The following is a 15,990-nucleotide window of genomic DNA, read 5'->3' on the forward strand; positions in this document are numbered from 1 at the left end:
CGCATGGCCAGAGACTCCGAGGCGACCCGCACACGCATCCTCGACGCCGCCGAGGCCGAGTTCGCGGCGTACGGCATCGCCGGCTCGCGCGTCGACCGGATCGCCGAGACGGCGCTGGCGAACAAGGCGCTGATCTACAAGTACTTCGGCACGAAGGACGAGCTCTTCGACGCCGTCTTCGCCCACCGGGTGCTCGCGTTCGTCGACGAGGTCGAGTTCGACGCCACCGATCTTCCCGCCTACGCCGGACGGTCCTTCGACCTCTACGAGCGCTTCCCCACGACGCTACGGCTGACGACCTGGTACCAGCTCGAGCGCCCGACCGGGAAGCTCCCGGCGATCGTCGCCTCCAACGACGCCAAGCTGGCCAAGATCGAGGAGGCCCAGCAGGCAGGGAAGCTGACGACCGCCTACTCGCCGCTCGAGCTGCTCACCGAGGTCCGCGCGCTCGCGATGAGCTGGCATCTGCACACGCCCGAGCTCGCCCTGGTGAGCCGACCGAGCCGCGCTCGGTGCCGGGAGATCGTCGTCGAGAGCGTCCGGCGCCTGGTGGCTCAGGACTGACGGGAGAAGAAGTCCTCGTAGCGGTGCTCCCCCGGCGGCCGCTGGTCGACCACCTCCTGCTCGCGGGTCCGGAGCTCGACGCGCCGGATCTTCCCCGAGATGGTCTTGGGCAGGTCGAAGAACTCCAGGCGGCGTACGCGGAGATAGGGCGGCAGGTGGTCGCGGGCGAACTCGAGGATGGCCCTCGCGGTCTCGGCGGTGGGCTCGTGGCCGGCGGTGAGGGAGACGTACGCCTTGGGGACGGCGAGCCGCACCGGGTCCGGGGCCGGCACGACCGCCGCCTCGGCCACCGCGGGGTGCTCGATCAGGACGGACTCCAGCTCGAAGGGCGAGACCTTGTAGTCGGAGGCCTTGAAGACGTCGTCGGTGCGGCCGACGTAGGTGATGTAGCCCTCCTCGTCGCGGCTGGCGACGTCGCCGGTGTGGAAGAAGCCGCCGCGCATCGCGTCGGCGGTGCGCTTCTCGTCGTCGCGGTAGGCCGTCATCAGCGTGGCGGGTCGCGCTGAAAGGTCCAGGCAGAGCTCGCCCTCACCCGGCCCCTCGATCACGGTCCCCTCGATCGGGTCGACCAGCACCACCGGGACACCGGGCAGCGGCCGGCCCATCGAGCCCGGACGTACCGGCTGGCCCGGGCTGTTGGCGACCGTCGCGGTCATCTCGGTCTGCCCGAAACCGTCGCGGATGGTCAGGCCCCACGCCTGGTGGACCTGGCTGATCACCTCGGGGTTGAGCGGCTCACCGGCACTGATCGCCTCGCGCAGCGAGCCGCAGCCGCCGGAGAGGTCGGCCTGGATGAGCATCCGCCACACGGTCGGAGGAGCGCACATGCTGGTGACGTGCTCCTCACGGATCCGCTGCAGCAGCGTGGCCGCCTCGAAGCGCGCGTAGTTGAGCACGAACACGGTCGCGCCGGCGAGCCACGGCGCGAAGAAGTTCGACCAGGCATGCTTGGCCCACCCAGGGCTGGAGATGTTCATGTGGACGTCGCCGGGGCGCAGGCCGAGCCAGTACATCGTCGACAGGTGCCCGACCGGGTAGGTGTAGTGAGTGTGCTCGACCAGCTTCGGACGGCTCGTGGTGCCGCTGGTGAAGTAGAGGAGCAGCGCGTCGGTGGTGGCGTTGCCGGGGTGCTCGAGCCGCTCCTGGCTCTCGGCGGCGGCCGCGGCGTAGTCGTTCCAGCCCTCCCGCTCCCCCGCGCTGACCCCCACGCCGATCCGTACGTAGTCGCCAGGGACGCCATCGAACTTGTCCGTGTCCTCGGCGTTGCAGACCACGGCCTTGGCCCGGCCCCTGGCGAGCCGGTCGATCAGCTCGGCGGTGCCGACAGCGGTCGTCGTCGGCATCAGCACCGCACCGACCTTCATCGCCGCCAGCATCGTCTCCCACAGCTCGACCTGGTTGCCGAGCATCACGACCACGCTGTCCCCCGAGCCGACGCCGAGGCGGCGAAGGTAGCGGGCCACCGCGTCCGAGCGACGGGCCAGCTCGTCGAAGGAGTACTCAGCCCGCGACCCGTCCGATTCGGCGATGACCAGCGCCGGGGCGTCGTTGTCCCGAGCCATCGGGTCGAACCAGTCGTGGGCGAAGTTGAAGGTCGCCCCGACATCGGGCCAGCGGAAGGTGTCGAGCGCCTCGGCGTAGTCGAGGCGCTGGGCGATCAGCGCGTCCCGGGCGGCGAGCAGGGCGTCGGTCGAGGTCGATCCAGTCATGGCGCTCATCATCGTCGCGAGGCCGACACCGCCCTACCCCCGGAAGAGGGGGCAAGGTGCACTGGTGCGGTGTCACCCGAGACGGGTGACGCGGCGGCCCCGCCCGTGACCGCATCCTGAGGGTTCAGCTCGTACGACGAATCGAGAGTTCCATGGGGAAAGCCGCCTACGAGATCCGCGCCACCGAGGAGCCTGCTCTTCCGGGCGATCTTGGCCGAAGCCACCCCGGGGTCGGATGGCGACTGCCTCTAACCAGCGGAGAGCCCGGTGGCGAGCCGTCGATCATATGAGAAGAGTCCGCGGTCCAAGGCGTGGTTGCGTCCGATCTGGACCTTCAGCGGCCTACTGGTCGCCTACTACGCCTTCCCGTTGAGGTGGACCGCAGACTCGGTGGTGGCCGTCGGCGCGAGCTTGCTGGTGACAGTGGGGGCACTCTCACTCGTCGGGACGGTGATGATCAGGGAGCTTGGCTCCGTCCGCAGAGGCGCGCCTGGACGCAGCACGCGCGTGCTGGCCATGTTGCTGATCCTGCTGGTGATGGCAGCGTCGCTGACCTTCTTCCTGCTCAACCAGATTCGCCCTGACGAAGTCATCGGCCTGGATACACGGACCGATGCTCTCTACTTCACCTTGAGCACCATGACGACGGTCGGGTACGGCGATGTCCACGCCGAGGGTCAGATCGCGCGGGCGTTGGTGTGCGTGATGATCGTCTTCAACATCGTCGTGGTGGCGTCGCTCGTCCGGGCCCAGACCAGTTCCCCGACTCGCCCTCGGACCGACTAGAGCGTCAGCCCACCGACGATCACGGTCGGCTCGACGTCGACAGGGAAGTTCACGCTGCTCGCGATGAAGCAGTCCAGGTGGGCCTGGTGGTGGGCGGACGTCGCGGCCTCGATCATCGCCGCGTCGGTGACGGTGACGACCGGGTGCAGCACGGCGCGGGTGAACCGGCCGCCGGTCCCCTGCGTCTCCATGGTGGCGGTCGCGGCGTCGTGGTAGTCGAGGACGACCACGCCAACCGTCACCGCCTGGTGCAGGTAGGAGAGCATGTGGCACTGCGCCAGCGAGGCCAACAACAGCTGCTCGGGGTTGTGTCGGCTCGCGTCGCCGCGGAAGGTCGGATCGGAGGAGCCGAGGATGTCGGGCAGGCCCTCGATGCGTACGACGTGGTCCCGGGCGTAGTCGCGGTAGCCGCTCGTCCCGGTGCCACGGTTGCCCGTCCACTCCACCGAGACCGTGTAGTCGTGGGTCAGTGCCATGCCAGCACACTAGTGCGGCTCGCTGCCCGACCCGAGCTCAGTGATCGTGGTCGGCCGGGTGCAGCTGAGTGCCGGTCACGCCGCAGTGCGCGCAGGTCTCGATGTGCACCCGGTGCTCCTCGAGCTCGGATCCGGCGGCGAGCGGGCGGCGTACGAACACCACGGAGAGTGCCGCGCCGAGGATCAGGAGAGCGGCGTTGATGATCATCGCCATGCCGTAGCCCTCGTCGAAGGTCTGCGGGTCGGTGTAGTCGTCGCCGGCGACCCCGACCACCGCCGGGATGACCGCGACTGCCAGTAGCCCGGCGGTCCGGGCCACCGCGTTGTTGACGCCCGAGGCGATCCCGGCATGCCGGTCGTCAGCGGCGTCGAGCACGGTGGCGGTCAGCGGCGCGACCAGCAGCGTCAGCCCGATGGCGAAGAGCAGGACAGGCGCCAGCACGTCGCCGACGTACGACGCCTCCGGGCCGATCTGCCCCATCCAGAGGGCGCCGCCGGATGCGAGCAGCGGCCCGAGGGTCATCGGCAGGCGCGGACCGATGCGCTGTGCCAGCGCGCCCGCACGCGACGAGAAGAGCAACATCACCACGGTCACCGGCAGCAGCGCCGATCCCGCCGCGATGGGCGACCAGCCGCTGACGATCTGGAGCTGCAGGACGAGGAATACGAAGATCACGCCGAGTGCCGCATACACGAGCAGGGTGACGGCGTTGGCCGCGCTGAACTGGGGATTGCGGAACAGCTCGAGCGGGACCAACGGGTGGGTGGAGCGGGACTCGACGACGACGAAGGCGACCAGGCACGCGACTCCGGCTGCCGCGGTCACCGCCACCGAGCCGTTGAACCCCACGTCGCCCGCCCGGGTCAGCCCGAAGGTGAGTACGCCGAGCCCAGCCGCGGCGAGCACGGTGCCGGTCAGATCGAGCCGGCCGGCGGCGTCCGGGTCTCGGCTCTCCGGGACGTGGCGCAGGGCGACGATGACGATGAGCACCGCGACCGGCACGTTGATGAGGAAGACCAGCCGCCAGTCGATCTCGACCAGCCAGCCGCCGACGAGCGGTCCGACCGCGGCCGCGATGCCGCTGAGACCCGACCAGGCACCCACGGCCGCGGACCGGTCGTCGACATGGAACGACGCGGCGATGATCGCCAGGCTCCCCGGTGTGAGCAGCGCGCCGCCGACGCCCTGCAGCGCCCGCGCGGCGATCAGCAGCTCGATGTCGGGAGCGAGCCCGCAGAGCAGCGAAGCGACGGCGAACCACACACCACGCCGACGAGGAACACCCGGCGCCGTCCGAAGCGGTCACCGAGGGAGCCGCCGAGGAGGATCAGGGACGCGAGGCTCAGCGTGTAGGCGTTGACCGTCCACTGCAGACCGGAGAAGCCCGCGTCGAGGTCCTCCCCGATCCGGCCGAGGGCGACGTTGACGACGGTCGAGTCGAGCATCGCCAGGCCAGAGCCCAGCACGGTCGTCGCCAGCACCCAGCGTCCGCGGGCGGTACCCAGCCGGAGAGGAGCCCGATCACTCGTGGATTCCTTCATGATCGGGCTCCTTCCCTCGGCGACAGAGACGCGGTGCGAGCAGTATCCCAGTCAAGGGCCGGGCTCAGGGCTGGTCCGCCACCCACGTACGCAGCCCGGGCCCGTGCTGGTCGAGGGTGGGCGGCGCGGCGTGGTCGGTGGGAGTCACCTCCGACCCGTCGGAGAAGAACCGCAGCGGCGGCCCAGGGAGGGTCAGGTGGCCGAGGGTGGAGTGGTCTACGTCGATCAGCAGACCCTGGCTGGCGGTCTGCTCCCAGGCGTAGACCTCGTCCAGGGAGCGCACCTTGCCGGCCGGGACGCCGGCCTCGGCGAGCTTGGCGAGCAGTTCCTCTGCCGGCCAGGGCGCGAAGAGCGTCTCGACCAGCTCGACGACCTTCTCGCGGTTGGCCGCCCGCTCGGGGTTGGTGGCCATCCCCTCGAGGTCCGGCGAGATGTCGAAGGCGGTGCAGAACCTCCGCCACAGCCCCTCGCTCCCGACCGCGATCTGCACGGTCCCGTCGGCGCAGCGGAACAGGCCGTACGGAGAGATGCTCGGGTGATGGTTGCCCTGGGCACGCCCGACCTCGCCTGCCACCGTCCAGCGGGTGCCCTGGAAACCGTGGACGCCGACTACCGCGGAGAGCAGCGAGGTGCGTACGACCGTGCCGTGGCCGGTGCGGTCCCGCTCGTGGAGAGCGGCGAGCACGCCGTAGGCGCCGTACATCCCGGCCAGGAGATCGGCGATCGGGGTGCCGACCCGTTGAGGGTCCTCGGGACTCGATCCGGTGAGCGACATCAGCCCGGCCTCGCCCTGTGCGATCTGGTCGTAGCCGGACCGGCCGCCCTCGGGGCCGTCGTGGCCGAACCCGGTGATCGAGAGCACGACGAGGCGTGGGTTGCGGGCCTGGAGCTCGTCGATGCCGAGTCCGAGCCGGTCCAGGACGCCGGTGCGGAAGTTCTCGATGAGCACGTCGGCCCGGTCGACCAGGCGCAGCAGCACGTCCTTGTCGTCGGTGTCCTTGAGGTCGAGGGTGATCGACTCCTTGTTGCGGTTGGCGGAGAGGAAGTAGGTCGCCTCCCGCTGCCCCTCCTCCCCGACGAACGGCGGGCCCCAGCCCCGGGTGTCGTCGCCGTGCCCGGGCGCCTCCACCTTGATCACGCGGGCGCCGAGGTCGCCCATCATCATCGCGGCGTGCGGCCCTGCCAGAGCGCGGGAGAGGTCGAGGACGACGACGTCGTCGAGCGGTCCACGCATACCCGTCACCAGCCCGGGAGGACCATGGTGGCCCAGACCAGGAGGGGACCGACGAGCACCACGATGACGCTGTAGCCGAGGATCTGCTTGTAGTAGCGCTCCTCGGTGATGGTGTCTGGCCGGTTGGCGAGCATCAGCGCGCCGTTGGTGGAGAACGGGCTCACGTCGACGATGGTCGAGGAGATCGCCAGCGCGGCCACGAACATGGCGGCGGAGATTCCGCCCTCGGCGATCAGCGGCACCGAGATCGGGATGATGATCGGAAGCAGAGCCGTCGAGGAGGCGAACGCGGAGACGACCGCGCCTACGTAGCAGAGGATGAGCGCGCCGATGGCCGCGACACCCAGGCTCGCTGCCCAGCCACCCACGAACTCAGGCGATCCGGCGGTGTTGAGGATCGTGGCGTACGTCGAGACGCCGGCGACCAGGAGGACCGTCGGCCAGGCGATCTGGCGGATGGCGTCCTTGTGCTGGCTCGGCGAGAGCGCCGCCAGGACGGTCGCCGCGGTGATCGAGGCGAAGCCGATGTTCTTGTCGAAGAACAGGGCGACGGCGGCGACGATCACGAAGGCGGCCAGGGTGAGGACCTGCTCGGTGCGGATGCCGGGCTTGGTCCCGGTCGGGGCGACGGTGCCGTAGCCGCGGGCCGGGACGGTCACGCCGCCCTCGTTCAGCTCGCCCGGTACGCCGGCGGCGGCGTTGGCCGCCTTGGCCGGGTCGAGCCGCATGCTCATCAACGATCGCCCGCCGAGGGCGAAGAACAGGATGGTCGCCATGATCAGGTTGACCACCAGGCTGGCCACGAAGATCGTCATCTCGCTGGCGGGCAGGCCGTTGTCGACCATGACCGAGTTGGTGATCGTGCCGTAGATGCTGATCGGCGAGAAGCCACCGCCCTGGGCACCGTGCACGACGAACATGCCCATCATCAGCGGGTTGATCTTGTAGCGGCCCGCGAACCCGAGCGCCACCGGCCCGATGATCGCGCAGGCCGCCGGACTGGCGGCACCCATGGCGGTCAACAGCGCGGTCACGCCGAACATCACCCACGGGATCAGGGCGACCCTGCCGCCCACCGCGCGTACGGCACTGCTGACGATCAGGTCGACCGTGCCGTTGTTCCTCGCGATCGCGAACAGATAGGTCACACCTATCAGCGTCAGGATCAGGTCGGCACTGACTCCGGCCAGGATCTCCTTCTCATCGAGGTTCAGCGCGAACATCCCGACAAGCCACGCTGCGACGTACGCGAGCGCTCCCATGTTGATCGGCAGCAACGTGCCTGCCACGAACAAGGCGACCAGCGCGATGATCGCCACCCATTCCGGTCCCATCGGACTTCCCTTCTGTTTGGCCCCCGTCTGGCACCGGTGTGACTCGCATCACCATCGGCTCAGTGGCCTAGCCAATAGGACAATCGGCCGAACGTCAATACCCTGTAGCCATGAGTGAGTCCGCGCGCTTTCCACGTCCACTGCAGCGAACCCGCCTGTACGAGCAGGTCGCGGAGCAGATCACGGCCTGGATCTCGGAGAACGATCTGAAGTCCGGAGACCGGCTGCCGCCGGAGAGACAGCTCGCCACCAGTCTCGGCGTGAGCCGAGCGACCCTCAGCCAGGCCCTGGTCGCTCTCGAGGTCATCGGCGTCGTCGCGGTACGCCACGGCGACGGCACGGTGCTGATCGACAAGCCTCGGGTCGAGCGCATCACGGATGCGATCCGGGCGCACGCGGAGCGGATCCCCGACGTCATCGAGGCACGTGACGCGCTGGAGACCAAGCTCGCCGCGCTGGCGGCACAGCGGCGTACGCAGGAGGACCTGGACCGCATCGATGCGGCGCTGAAGGCGATGGACGAGGACATCGCTGGCGGCGGGCGCGGCGTCCACGGCGACGAGCTGTTCCACCGGGCGGTGACCCAGGCGGCCCACTCCCCTCTGCTCGAGCAGATGATGTCCGAGATCAGCGAGCTGATCCGCGAGACCCGCATCGAGTCGCTCTCCCAGCCCGACCGCCCCAAGACGTCGCTCGCCGGCCACCAGAAGATCGCCGACGCTATCGCTGCCGGCGACGCCGAACGTGCCGCCGCCGCCATGCACGGCCACGTCATGATGGTCAGCGACGTCGCGCTGCTCCGCGACGCATGACGTGGGTCGACCAGCTCGTGGTGCTCGCCGCGGGCCTGGGCGCGGGCATCCTCACCTCCACCGTCGGCGTCGCCTCGCTGCTCAGCTTTCCCGTCCTGGTCGCGGTCGGTCTCCCGCCGGTCGTGGCCAACACGTCCAACACGGTCGGGATGACGCCGGCCGGACTCAGCGGCTCCTTCGGCTACCGGCGCGAGCTGGCCGAGCATCCGGGAGTGACCGCCGCGGTGCTGATCACCGCGGGCGCCGGCAGCATCGCCGGAGCGTTGCTGCTGCTGTGGTTGCCGGGATCGGTCTTCGAGGCGGTCGTGCCGTGGCTGATCCTGGGCACCTGCGTCCTCGTGGGCGTGCAGCCGCGGCTGAGCCGCTTCCTGCGCCAGCACGCCACCGATGACGAGCCGCGGGTGCGGATCTCCGGGTTCACCTCGGTCTTCGCGACGCTGACCGGCGCCTACGGCGGCTACTTCGGTGCCGGGTCCGGGGTGATGATGATGGCCGTGCTCGGGCTCGGGACCGACCTGGAGTTCCGTACGGTCAACGCGCTCAAGACGCTCGCGGTGATGGCCTCGAACGTGGTCGCGACGGTCATCTTCCTGGCCATCGCCGACCTCGACTGGCGGGCCGTCGGCCTGCTCGCCGCTGGATCGGTCGTGGGCGGGTACGTGGGGGCGCACATCGGCCGCCGGCTGCCGGCCACGGTCCTGCGGTCACTGATCGTGGTCGTCGGGATCGGCGCCGCGACGCTCATGCTCGTGCGCTGAGGTTCATGTCGGCGTCAGAACGGCGGCTTTCCCGTCCCGGAGACACGGAACCGTCCCCAGGGGTCGATGTCGGAGAGCCGCCCCTCGGCCTCGCCATGGTCGGTGCGGACGGTGACGCTCTGGCCGTTGCGTACGCCGTCGAGGGCCGTGCCGACGCGGCCGTACCAGTGGAAGTGGCCATCGATCGGCTGGAAGACGCCGCGCAGCGCGACATCGACCTCCCAGGTGCCTTGCTCGGACTCGAGGCGCGCGGGGCCGTCGTAGAGGTGCTGGGGTTCGTGGTCGCTCATCGGGGGCTCTTTCGCAACGGGGTGACGATCTCGGGACGGTCCAGAGCACTCAGGTCCACGCCGTATTCGGCGGTGGTGCCCTCCAGTGCGTGCCAGACGAACACGCTCAGATAGCGGGTGAACGCGGCGCGGGACATGGTGCGCCGGTCGAGCCACCACTGGCCCGCGGACTCGCCGATCCCGACGAGGCTGTGTGCCCACGGCTCGGCACCGGCGGCGTCGACACCGAGCCGGCCGAAGGTGTCGCCGAGCAGCCGCGCGAAGGTCGCCGCGATGAGCTGCTTGCCGTCNGGGGGCGCGAGGTGGCGGACGCCAAGGACCTCACCCTGGTGGCGGTCACGTTCGACCCGCACCCGATGGCGGTGCTGCGGCCCGAGCACGCCCCCGGTGTGCTCACCACGATGGAGGAGCGCGCCGAGCTCCTGCTCGCGGCCGGTGCCGACGCCGTACTCGCGCTGCCGTTCGACATGGAGATGGCCAACTGGTCACCCGACGACTTCGCCCAGCGCGTGCTCGTCGACGCGCTGCACGCCGAGGCGTGCGTGGTCGGCGCCAACTTCCGCTACGGCTGCAAGGCCGCCGGCGATGTGGCCGACCTGGTCGCCTACGGCAAGATCCACGACTTCTCCGCCGAGGGGATCCCGCTCGACGGCGGGCCCCAGGTGTGGTCCTCGACCTACATCCGTACGTGTCTGGCGACCGGTGACGTCACCGGCGCCGCCGAGGCACTCGGCCGCCCCTACTCGGTGCGCGGCGTCGTCGTGAAGGGCGACCAGCGTGGCCGCGAGCTCGGCTTCCCGACGGCCAACGTGCCCACCGACTCGCTGACCGCGGTGCCGCCCGACGGCATCTACGCGGGCTGGCTGACGCGGCGCGACACCGGCGAGCGGTTCCCCGCGGCCATCTCGGTCGGCACGAACCCCACCTTCGAGGGCGTGGTCGGGCGCCGGGTCGAGTCCTACGTGCTCGACCGCGACGACCTGGAGCTCTACGGCGTCGAGGTCGAGGTCGCCTTCGTGGAGCGGCTGCGCGGCATGGTCGCCTTCGAGGGGATCGACGCGCTCGTCGAGGAGATGCGCGCCGACGTGGTGCGGGCTCGCGCCATCCTTCAGCAGGGTCTTACCGAGCCGTAGACCCCGCGGCCTGTTCAGCAGGGTCCAGGTGCGGTTGAATTGTTGGCTATGGATCCCCACCCCACCCCAACGTCCGCCTACGAGACCGAGGTCGAGGCCGAGCGCCCGCGCGGCGGCATCCCGGCCTTCCTCAACGCGGTCCTGGTCACCGGTGGCCTCTGGGTCCTGCAGTTCCTCTCCGGCTCCGCGCCGTTCTCGACCTGGATGGAGGAGAACGGCACCGACTCGGCCGGCTGGGTGGCCGCGCTGCTCGGCGACCGGCTCACCTACTTCGGCGACGGCTCCTTCAGTGGCCTCTTCTCCGGCGACGACCTGGTGAACTCCGCCGTCCTCACCGGCACCGTCTTCGTGCTCACCTGGCTGCTGACCTGGCTCGGCACCATCGGCATCTGGCCGCGGGCGTTCTGGCCGGTGTTCCTCGGCTGCTGGTTCGCCGCGATCGTGGCCACCGCCGCCGGACAGGTCGCCGGGAGCCTCTACTCCTACCTCGCCGGCAACTCCGCGTCGTTCGTGGCCACGCTCGGCGAAGCGCTCGAGTCGGGTGCTGCGTACGGACTGACCTACGGCTGGGCGACCGGGTTCCTGATCGCGCTGATCTGGCTCGCGGTGCCGGGCAAGAGCGACGAGGTGGAGGAGTACACGCCGATGTCCTCGCTCATCTCCGGCGGATCCGGCGGCCCTGGCGGTCCCGGGGGTCCCGCGGGTCCCGGCGGTCCCGGTGGCCCTGGGGGAGCGCCGGGTGGCTACGGCCAGCAGCTGCGCTCCAGCGTCGCGGTGCCGACCGCCCAGACCCGCCTCGCGCCCGCCTCGCCGTCGGGGCGGCCCGTTCAGCCTGTCCAGGTGCGCACCTTCACCGGCCCCACCCGGGCCTCCGGGCCGGCCGGCGACACGGCCGCCTGGAAGGACTTCGTACGCGACGTACGCGGCCGGTCCTAGCCGAGGCCGTTCCAGGGCCGGGTCCAGGGCCGGGTTCAGGCCGGCTCGTCGACGTCGCTGAGCTCTTCGGCGGCGCGCGGTGCAATGCTCTGGCAAGTAGTGCGCACTGCGTAGTAGTGTGCCAAGCATGGATACCACCCAGCTGCTCAAAGGGGTGCTCGACCTGACCGTCCTGGCCGTCGTCGACGGCGAGGACGCGTACGGCTACGACATCGTCCGCAAGCTCCGCGACAGCGGGCTCACGGACGTCGGCGACGCGTCGGTCTACGGCACCCTGCGGCGGCTGTACGCCGCCGGCGCCCTGACCTCCTACGTCGTCCCGTCGGAGTCCGGTCCGCACCGCAAGTACTACGGCATCACACCTGCCGGGCAAGGCCAGCTCAAGCAGCAGAGCGAGGACTGGTCCCACTTCTCCACCACCGTCACCGAGATCCTCCGAGGGGCAAGCGCATGACGACCACAGATGCCGAGCCGAACGTCGCGCCGGAGGTGCGGCTCTTCCTGGCTCGCGTACGCCGCGAGCTCGACGACCTCGACCCGGAGGTGCTCAGCGACATCACCGACGGGCTCGAGGCCGACTTCACCGAGCTGGTCGAGGAGCGCGGTCCCGACGCGCTCGGCGACCCGGTCGAGTACGCCAAGGAGCTGCGGGCCGCGGCGGGCATCCCAGTAGGCGTGAAGGCGCCCCGGGGCTTCGCGGAGCGGGTCGACGGGCTCCTGGACGCCGGCCACGACCGCTTCGACGCTGCGGTCGCCAAGGGCGGCGAGCTGCTGCGTACGGACCTGGGGCCCGGGGTCGCCTGGCTGCGGCCGCTGTGGTGGATCGTGCGCGCCTGGGCCGCGGCCTGGCTGGTCTCGGCGATCTTCGGGTGGAGCATGTCGAGCGCCCCGGCCGTGCTGCTCCTCATCGTCGCGGTGGCGGTCAGCATGTTCATCGGCGCCGGTCGCATCTGGCCCGGAGGTGAGCGGGGGACCGCCGCACGGGTCGTGCTCCTGGGTCTGAACGCGTTCGCCGCGTTCGTGCTCTTCATGACCTGGGCGAGCGGGGGTGGTGGCAGCACCGACTACGACCGTGGCTGGAGCGACGGCTTCAACGAGGCCGGTGCCGGCAGCGGGTACGCCGCGCCGATCGACGAGCAGGCCGGGATCTACTCCAACGGGAAGTGGGTCAGCAACATCTACCCGTACGACGCCTCGGGCAAGCCGCTGACCGGCGTCCAGCTCTTCGACCAGGAGGGGAAGCCGATCGACGTCGTCACCCAGCCCGACTGCACCTCGACGGCCGCAGCTCCGCTCCCGCCGGTCACCGGCGACGAGCTCGACATGGCCGAGGTCGTCTGCACCGACGAGATGACCGGTGAGCCGCTGCAGCCGCGGATCTTCTACCCGTGGTCCAACGGTGCCGCGCAGCTCTACAACGTCTTCCCGCTGCCCAGCCGGGTCCAGCCGGACACCGCGCTCGACCCGAACGCGTTCGCTGAGGGGAGCGAGGACGCACCGGCGATCCAGGAGCCGCCGCTGGCGACCGTACCGAAGGCGTCGCTTCCCGGGATCACGGCGAGCTCGCCCAGTGCCTCGCCGAGCGCCGCTGAGAAACCATGAGCTGATCGATGCAACCGAACCCGGCTCCACAGCGTCGAACCCATTGGCGGGAGAGACGAGGGGGAGAGTGATGAAGTTCTGGTGGAGGTTGCGCCGGCTGGTGGCGCGTCTCGTGCTCGTGGCCTGATCCGGCGGCGATTCGGGGCGTACGCCGGCTCGCTGTTAATCTTCTCGGGTTGTCGACCCATGGGGGTCGGCGGCTCAAGCCGTGAAATCGGCCGCGGACCAAGAGTGCCCCGGTGAACAGGCCCGGGCGCGCCGCGCAACGAGTAGGCCTACGGGCCGGAAGGGAGCCTTCGCATGGCAGTTGGAACTGACGCGGAGACCAAGAAGAAGATCATCGCCGAGTACGCTACGACCGAGGGTGACACCGGCTCGCCGGAGGTGCAGATCGCGCTGCTGTCGCACCGCATCTCCCACCTGACCGACCACCTCAAGGAGCACAAGCACGACCACCACAGCCGGCGTGGTCTGCTGCTGCTCGTCGGCCAGCGCCGCCGCCTTCTCAACTACCTTCAGAAGAAGGACATCGAGCGCTACCGTTCGATCATCGAGAAGCTCGGCCTTCGTCGTTGATCTCCTGATCTTCGCAGCAGCGGGCCGCCCCCACATCGGGGGCGGCCCGTTCGCCTGTTTTAGGGAAGGTTGCGCCCGAGTGGGCATTCCTGCCCGTTCTCGGGTGAATCAGGCGCAGTGTTGAGACCGTGCATCGACAGATTGCGGGCAAACTGACCGGGCCGAAGACCAAGTACGTCGTGGTGGTGTTCTGGCTGCTCGCTGTGGTCGCCCTCGGCGGGTTCGCAGGGAAGCTGACCGAGGTGCAGAACAACGAGGCCAGCTCCTGGCTGCCGGAGTCGGCGGAGTCGACCCGCGGGTTCGACAAGATGAGCCCCTTCCAGAACCCCAACGCGATCCCCACCACGCTCGTCTACACCTCGACCACCACCACCGGAGCCGACCTCGCTGCGGTCGCCTCGGGTGACATCGCCGAGCTCGGCGGTCTCGACGGGGTCGAGGGCGAGATCGAGCCGCCGCTGCTGTCCGAGGACGGCGAGGTCGCCCAGCTCACCGTGACCTTCGACCTCGGCTCCGACGGCTGGAACAAGATGCCCGACCTCGTCGACGAGGTCCGCGGGATCGCCGACCACGACGGCGTACGGCTGCACGTCACCGGCCAGGGTGGCTCCGCGGCCGATGCGGCGGAGGCGTTCGGCGGCATCGACACGACGCTCCTGCTGGCCGCGCTCGCGGTGGTCGTGGTCATCTTGCTGTTCGTCTATCGCAGCCCCGTGCTCTGGCTCTTCCCGATCGTCTCGGTGGTGGTCGGCCTGGGTGTGACGATGGGCCTGGTCTACTTCCTGGCGAAGGAGGCAGGGCTGACCGTCAACGGCCAGAGCCAGGCCATCTTGAGCATCCTGGCGATCGGTGCCGGCACCGACTACGCCCTGCTGCTGGTCTCCCGCTACCGCGAGGAGCTGCGCAACTTCGAGGACCGTCACGACGCGATGGCGCATGCCCTGCACCGTGCCGCTCCGGCGATCCTCGCCAGCGCCGTGACCGTGGCCCTGGCCATGCTCTGCCTGACCTTCGCGGAGATGAACTCGACCGCCGGCATGGGGCCGGTCGTGGCCGTCGGGATCGGGGTGACCTATCTGGTGATGGTCACCCTCCTGCCCGCTCTGCTGGTCATCTGCGGCCGGTGGGTCTTCTGGCCGAAGCGGCCGGCGTACGGATCCGTGGACCCGACCGGTACCGGGCTGTGGGCGAGGGTCGGCCGGATGGTCTCGGTCCGGCCGCGCAGGGTCTGGGTCGTGACGACCGGCATTCTGCTCCTCGCCTGCCTCGGCCTGTTCCGGCTCGACGCCAACGGACTGGCGTCGGACGAGACCTACACCAAGGAGTTCGACTCGATCACCGGCCAGCAGGTGCTGGTCGACCACGAGATGGCCGACCAGTCCAACCAGCTGCTCGTGGTCGCGGACGCGGCGGCGCAGGAGCAGGTGCAGCAGGAGCTCGACGGCGTCGACGGGCTGGTGCCCACCGAGACCCCGGCGGGGGAGATGGTGAGCTTCCCGCTCGGCCCGCCACAGGACGGCGTCGTCGCGATCGCGGCGGTGGTGGACGCCGACGTGACCTCGCCCGAGGCGTACGACATCGTGGCCGCCGCACGCTCCGCGGTGCAGGAGGTGGACGGCTCGGCCGCGCTGGTCACCGGAACCTCGGCGATGATGCTCGACACCCTCGATGCCAGTCAGCGCGACAACCTGGTGATCATCCCGATCGTCCTGCTGGTCGTGCTGCTTGTGTTGATGGTGCTCCTGCGGGCGCTGGTCGCCCCGTTGATCCTGCTCGGCACGGTGATCCTGTCGTTCGGGGCAGCACTGGGCATATCGGTGCTGCTCTTCGAGTTCGTCTTCGGCTTCGCCGGCACGGACCCGGGGTTCCCACTGTTCGCCTTCGTGTTCCTGGTCGCGCTGGGCATCGACTACAACATCTTCCTGATGACCAGGGTGCGTGAGGAGGCGCAGGTCCTCGGCACCCGGGCAGGGTCGCTCGTCGGCCTGACCTCGACCGGTGGCGTGATCACCTCGGCGGGCGTCGTCCTCGCCGCGACGTTCCTGGTGCTCGGCTCGCTGCCGATGGTCTTCCTGGCCGAGATCGGGGTGACCGTCGCGCTGGGGGTCATGCTCGACACGATGATCGTCCGGTCGATCCTGGTCACCGCCATCAACCTCGATGCCGGCGATCGGATCTGGTGGCCGAGCCGACTGGCGAAACCTAAACAAGAGTAAGTTGGTCATGTTAATATCCCGG

Annotated in this window: 18 protein-coding genes; 10 read left to right on the forward strand and 8 right to left on the reverse strand. The window is 69.8% G+C overall.

The window, feature by feature from the left end; all coding sequences use genetic code 11:
• Nucleotides 1-3: 3 nt before the first annotated feature.
• Nucleotides 4-564 carry a TetR/AcrR family transcriptional regulator gene (locus ACFX43_RS18540; RefSeq protein WP_378831742.1) on the forward strand — a complete coding sequence of 187 codons (561 nt, stop codon included), beginning with the start codon at nucleotides 4-6 and terminating at the stop codon, nucleotides 562-564.
• Here ACFX43_RS18540 and ACFX43_RS18545 read toward each other — a convergent pair.
• Nucleotides 555-2,273 (reverse strand): AMP-binding protein, encoded by a 1,719-nt coding sequence (locus ACFX43_RS18545; protein ID WP_378831746.1) that lies wholly within the window; start codon nucleotides 2,271-2,273, stop codon nucleotides 555-557. The two genes, ACFX43_RS18540 and ACFX43_RS18545, sit on opposite strands and share 10 nt — an antisense overlap.
• A 267-nt stretch (nucleotides 2,274-2,540) precedes the next feature.
• Here ACFX43_RS18545 and ACFX43_RS18550 point away from each other — a divergent pair, with 267 nt between their 5' ends.
• Complete coding sequence (locus ACFX43_RS18550) at nucleotides 2,541-3,059, forward strand: potassium channel family protein (protein WP_378831752.1); 519 nt, start codon at nucleotides 2,541-2,543, stop codon at nucleotides 3,057-3,059.
• Here the strand turns inward: ACFX43_RS18550 and ACFX43_RS18555 are convergent.
• The 5 genes from ACFX43_RS18555 to ACFX43_RS18575 form a co-directional block, all read right to left on the reverse strand.
• Complete coding sequence (locus ACFX43_RS18555; protein ID WP_378831758.1) at nucleotides 3,056-3,535, reverse strand: OsmC family protein; 480 nt, start codon at nucleotides 3,533-3,535, stop codon at nucleotides 3,056-3,058. The two genes, ACFX43_RS18550 and ACFX43_RS18555, sit on opposite strands and share 4 nt — an antisense overlap.
• Before the next feature lie 37 nt (nucleotides 3,536-3,572).
• On the reverse strand, nucleotides 3,573-4,799 hold the full coding sequence (locus ACFX43_RS18560; RefSeq protein WP_378831765.1) for an MFS transporter: 1,227 nt from the start codon (nucleotides 4,797-4,799) through the stop codon (nucleotides 3,573-3,575).
• On the reverse strand, nucleotides 4,742-5,077 hold the full coding sequence (locus tag ACFX43_RS18565; protein ID WP_378831769.1) for an MFS transporter: 336 nt from the start codon (nucleotides 5,075-5,077) through the stop codon (nucleotides 4,742-4,744). Before ACFX43_RS18565 ends, ACFX43_RS18560 begins: the two co-directional genes overlap by 58 nt.
• Before the next feature lie 64 nt (nucleotides 5,078-5,141).
• A complete protein-coding gene (locus ACFX43_RS18570; protein WP_378831780.1) occupies nucleotides 5,142-6,311 on the reverse strand; it encodes a CaiB/BaiF CoA transferase family protein in 1,170 nt (389 codons plus the stop codon).
• A gap of 5 nt (nucleotides 6,312-6,316) precedes the next feature.
• Nucleotides 6,317-7,645, reverse strand: coding sequence for an SLC13 family permease (locus ACFX43_RS18575; RefSeq protein ID WP_378831783.1), 1,329 nt, complete (start codon nucleotides 7,643-7,645; stop codon nucleotides 6,317-6,319).
• 110 nt (nucleotides 7,646-7,755) lie between these two features.
• Between ACFX43_RS18575 and ACFX43_RS18580 the strand changes: the two genes are divergently transcribed.
• Both ACFX43_RS18580 and ACFX43_RS18585 read left to right on the forward strand, forming a co-directional pair.
• Complete coding sequence (locus tag ACFX43_RS18580; RefSeq protein ID WP_378831792.1) at nucleotides 7,756-8,457, forward strand: FadR/GntR family transcriptional regulator; 702 nt, start codon at nucleotides 7,756-7,758, stop codon at nucleotides 8,455-8,457.
• On the forward strand, nucleotides 8,454-9,215 hold the full coding sequence (locus ACFX43_RS18585) for a sulfite exporter TauE/SafE family protein (protein ID WP_378831795.1): 762 nt from the start codon (nucleotides 8,454-8,456) through the stop codon (nucleotides 9,213-9,215). Before ACFX43_RS18580 ends, ACFX43_RS18585 begins: the two co-directional genes overlap by 4 nt.
• 14 nt (nucleotides 9,216-9,229) lie before the next feature.
• Here ACFX43_RS18585 and ACFX43_RS18590 read toward each other — a convergent pair whose 3' ends face one another.
• Nucleotides 9,230-9,505: a DUF4873 domain-containing protein gene (locus ACFX43_RS18590; protein ID WP_378831801.1), complete on the reverse strand. Its 276-nt coding sequence runs from the start codon at nucleotides 9,503-9,505 to the stop codon at nucleotides 9,230-9,232.
• Entirely contained in the window at nucleotides 9,502-9,858 is a 357-nt protein-coding gene (locus ACFX43_RS18595; protein WP_378831808.1) for a hypothetical protein, read from the reverse strand. Before ACFX43_RS18595 ends, ACFX43_RS18590 begins: the two co-directional genes overlap by 4 nt.
• On the opposite strand from ACFX43_RS18595, the gene ACFX43_RS18600 reads away from it, so the two are divergent.
• The 6 genes from ACFX43_RS18600 to ACFX43_RS18625 all read left to right on the forward strand — a co-directional run bounded on the left by ACFX43_RS18600 (nucleotide 9,835) and on the right by ACFX43_RS18625 (nucleotide 15,968).
• Nucleotides 9,835-10,638: a bifunctional riboflavin kinase/FAD synthetase gene (locus ACFX43_RS18600; RefSeq protein WP_378831813.1), complete on the forward strand. Its 804-nt coding sequence runs from the start codon at nucleotides 9,835-9,837 to the stop codon at nucleotides 10,636-10,638. The genes ACFX43_RS18595 and ACFX43_RS18600 overlap by 24 nt on opposite strands.
• Before the next feature lie 48 nt (nucleotides 10,639-10,686).
• A complete protein-coding gene (locus tag ACFX43_RS18605) occupies nucleotides 10,687-11,574 on the forward strand; it encodes a hypothetical protein (RefSeq protein WP_378831816.1) in 888 nt (295 codons plus the stop codon).
• Nucleotides 11,575-11,701: 127 nt separating this feature from the next.
• Complete coding sequence (locus ACFX43_RS18610) at nucleotides 11,702-12,028, forward strand: PadR family transcriptional regulator (RefSeq protein WP_045548854.1); 327 nt, start codon at nucleotides 11,702-11,704, stop codon at nucleotides 12,026-12,028.
• A complete protein-coding gene (locus ACFX43_RS18615; protein ID WP_378831827.1) occupies nucleotides 12,025-13,176 on the forward strand; it encodes a hypothetical protein in 1,152 nt (383 codons plus the stop codon). Before ACFX43_RS18610 ends, ACFX43_RS18615 begins: the two co-directional genes overlap by 4 nt.
• Before the next feature lie 300 nt (nucleotides 13,177-13,476).
• Nucleotides 13,477-13,752 carry a 30S ribosomal protein S15 gene (gene rpsO, locus ACFX43_RS18620; protein WP_008363208.1) on the forward strand — a complete coding sequence of 92 codons (276 nt, stop codon included), beginning with the start codon at nucleotides 13,477-13,479 and terminating at the stop codon, nucleotides 13,750-13,752.
• Nucleotides 13,753-13,880: 128 nt separating this feature from the next.
• The gene (locus ACFX43_RS18625; RefSeq protein ID WP_378831842.1) at nucleotides 13,881-15,968 is read left to right on the forward strand and encodes an MMPL family transporter; all 2,088 of its coding nucleotides are present in this window, start codon (nucleotides 13,881-13,883) and stop codon (nucleotides 15,966-15,968) included.
• The last annotated feature ends 22 nt before the right edge of the window (nucleotides 15,969-15,990 follow it).

This window comes from Nocardioides sp. YIM B13467, from assembly GCF_042788075.1.
Classification (GTDB): domain Bacteria; phylum Actinomycetota; class Actinomycetes; order Propionibacteriales; family Nocardioidaceae; genus Nocardioides.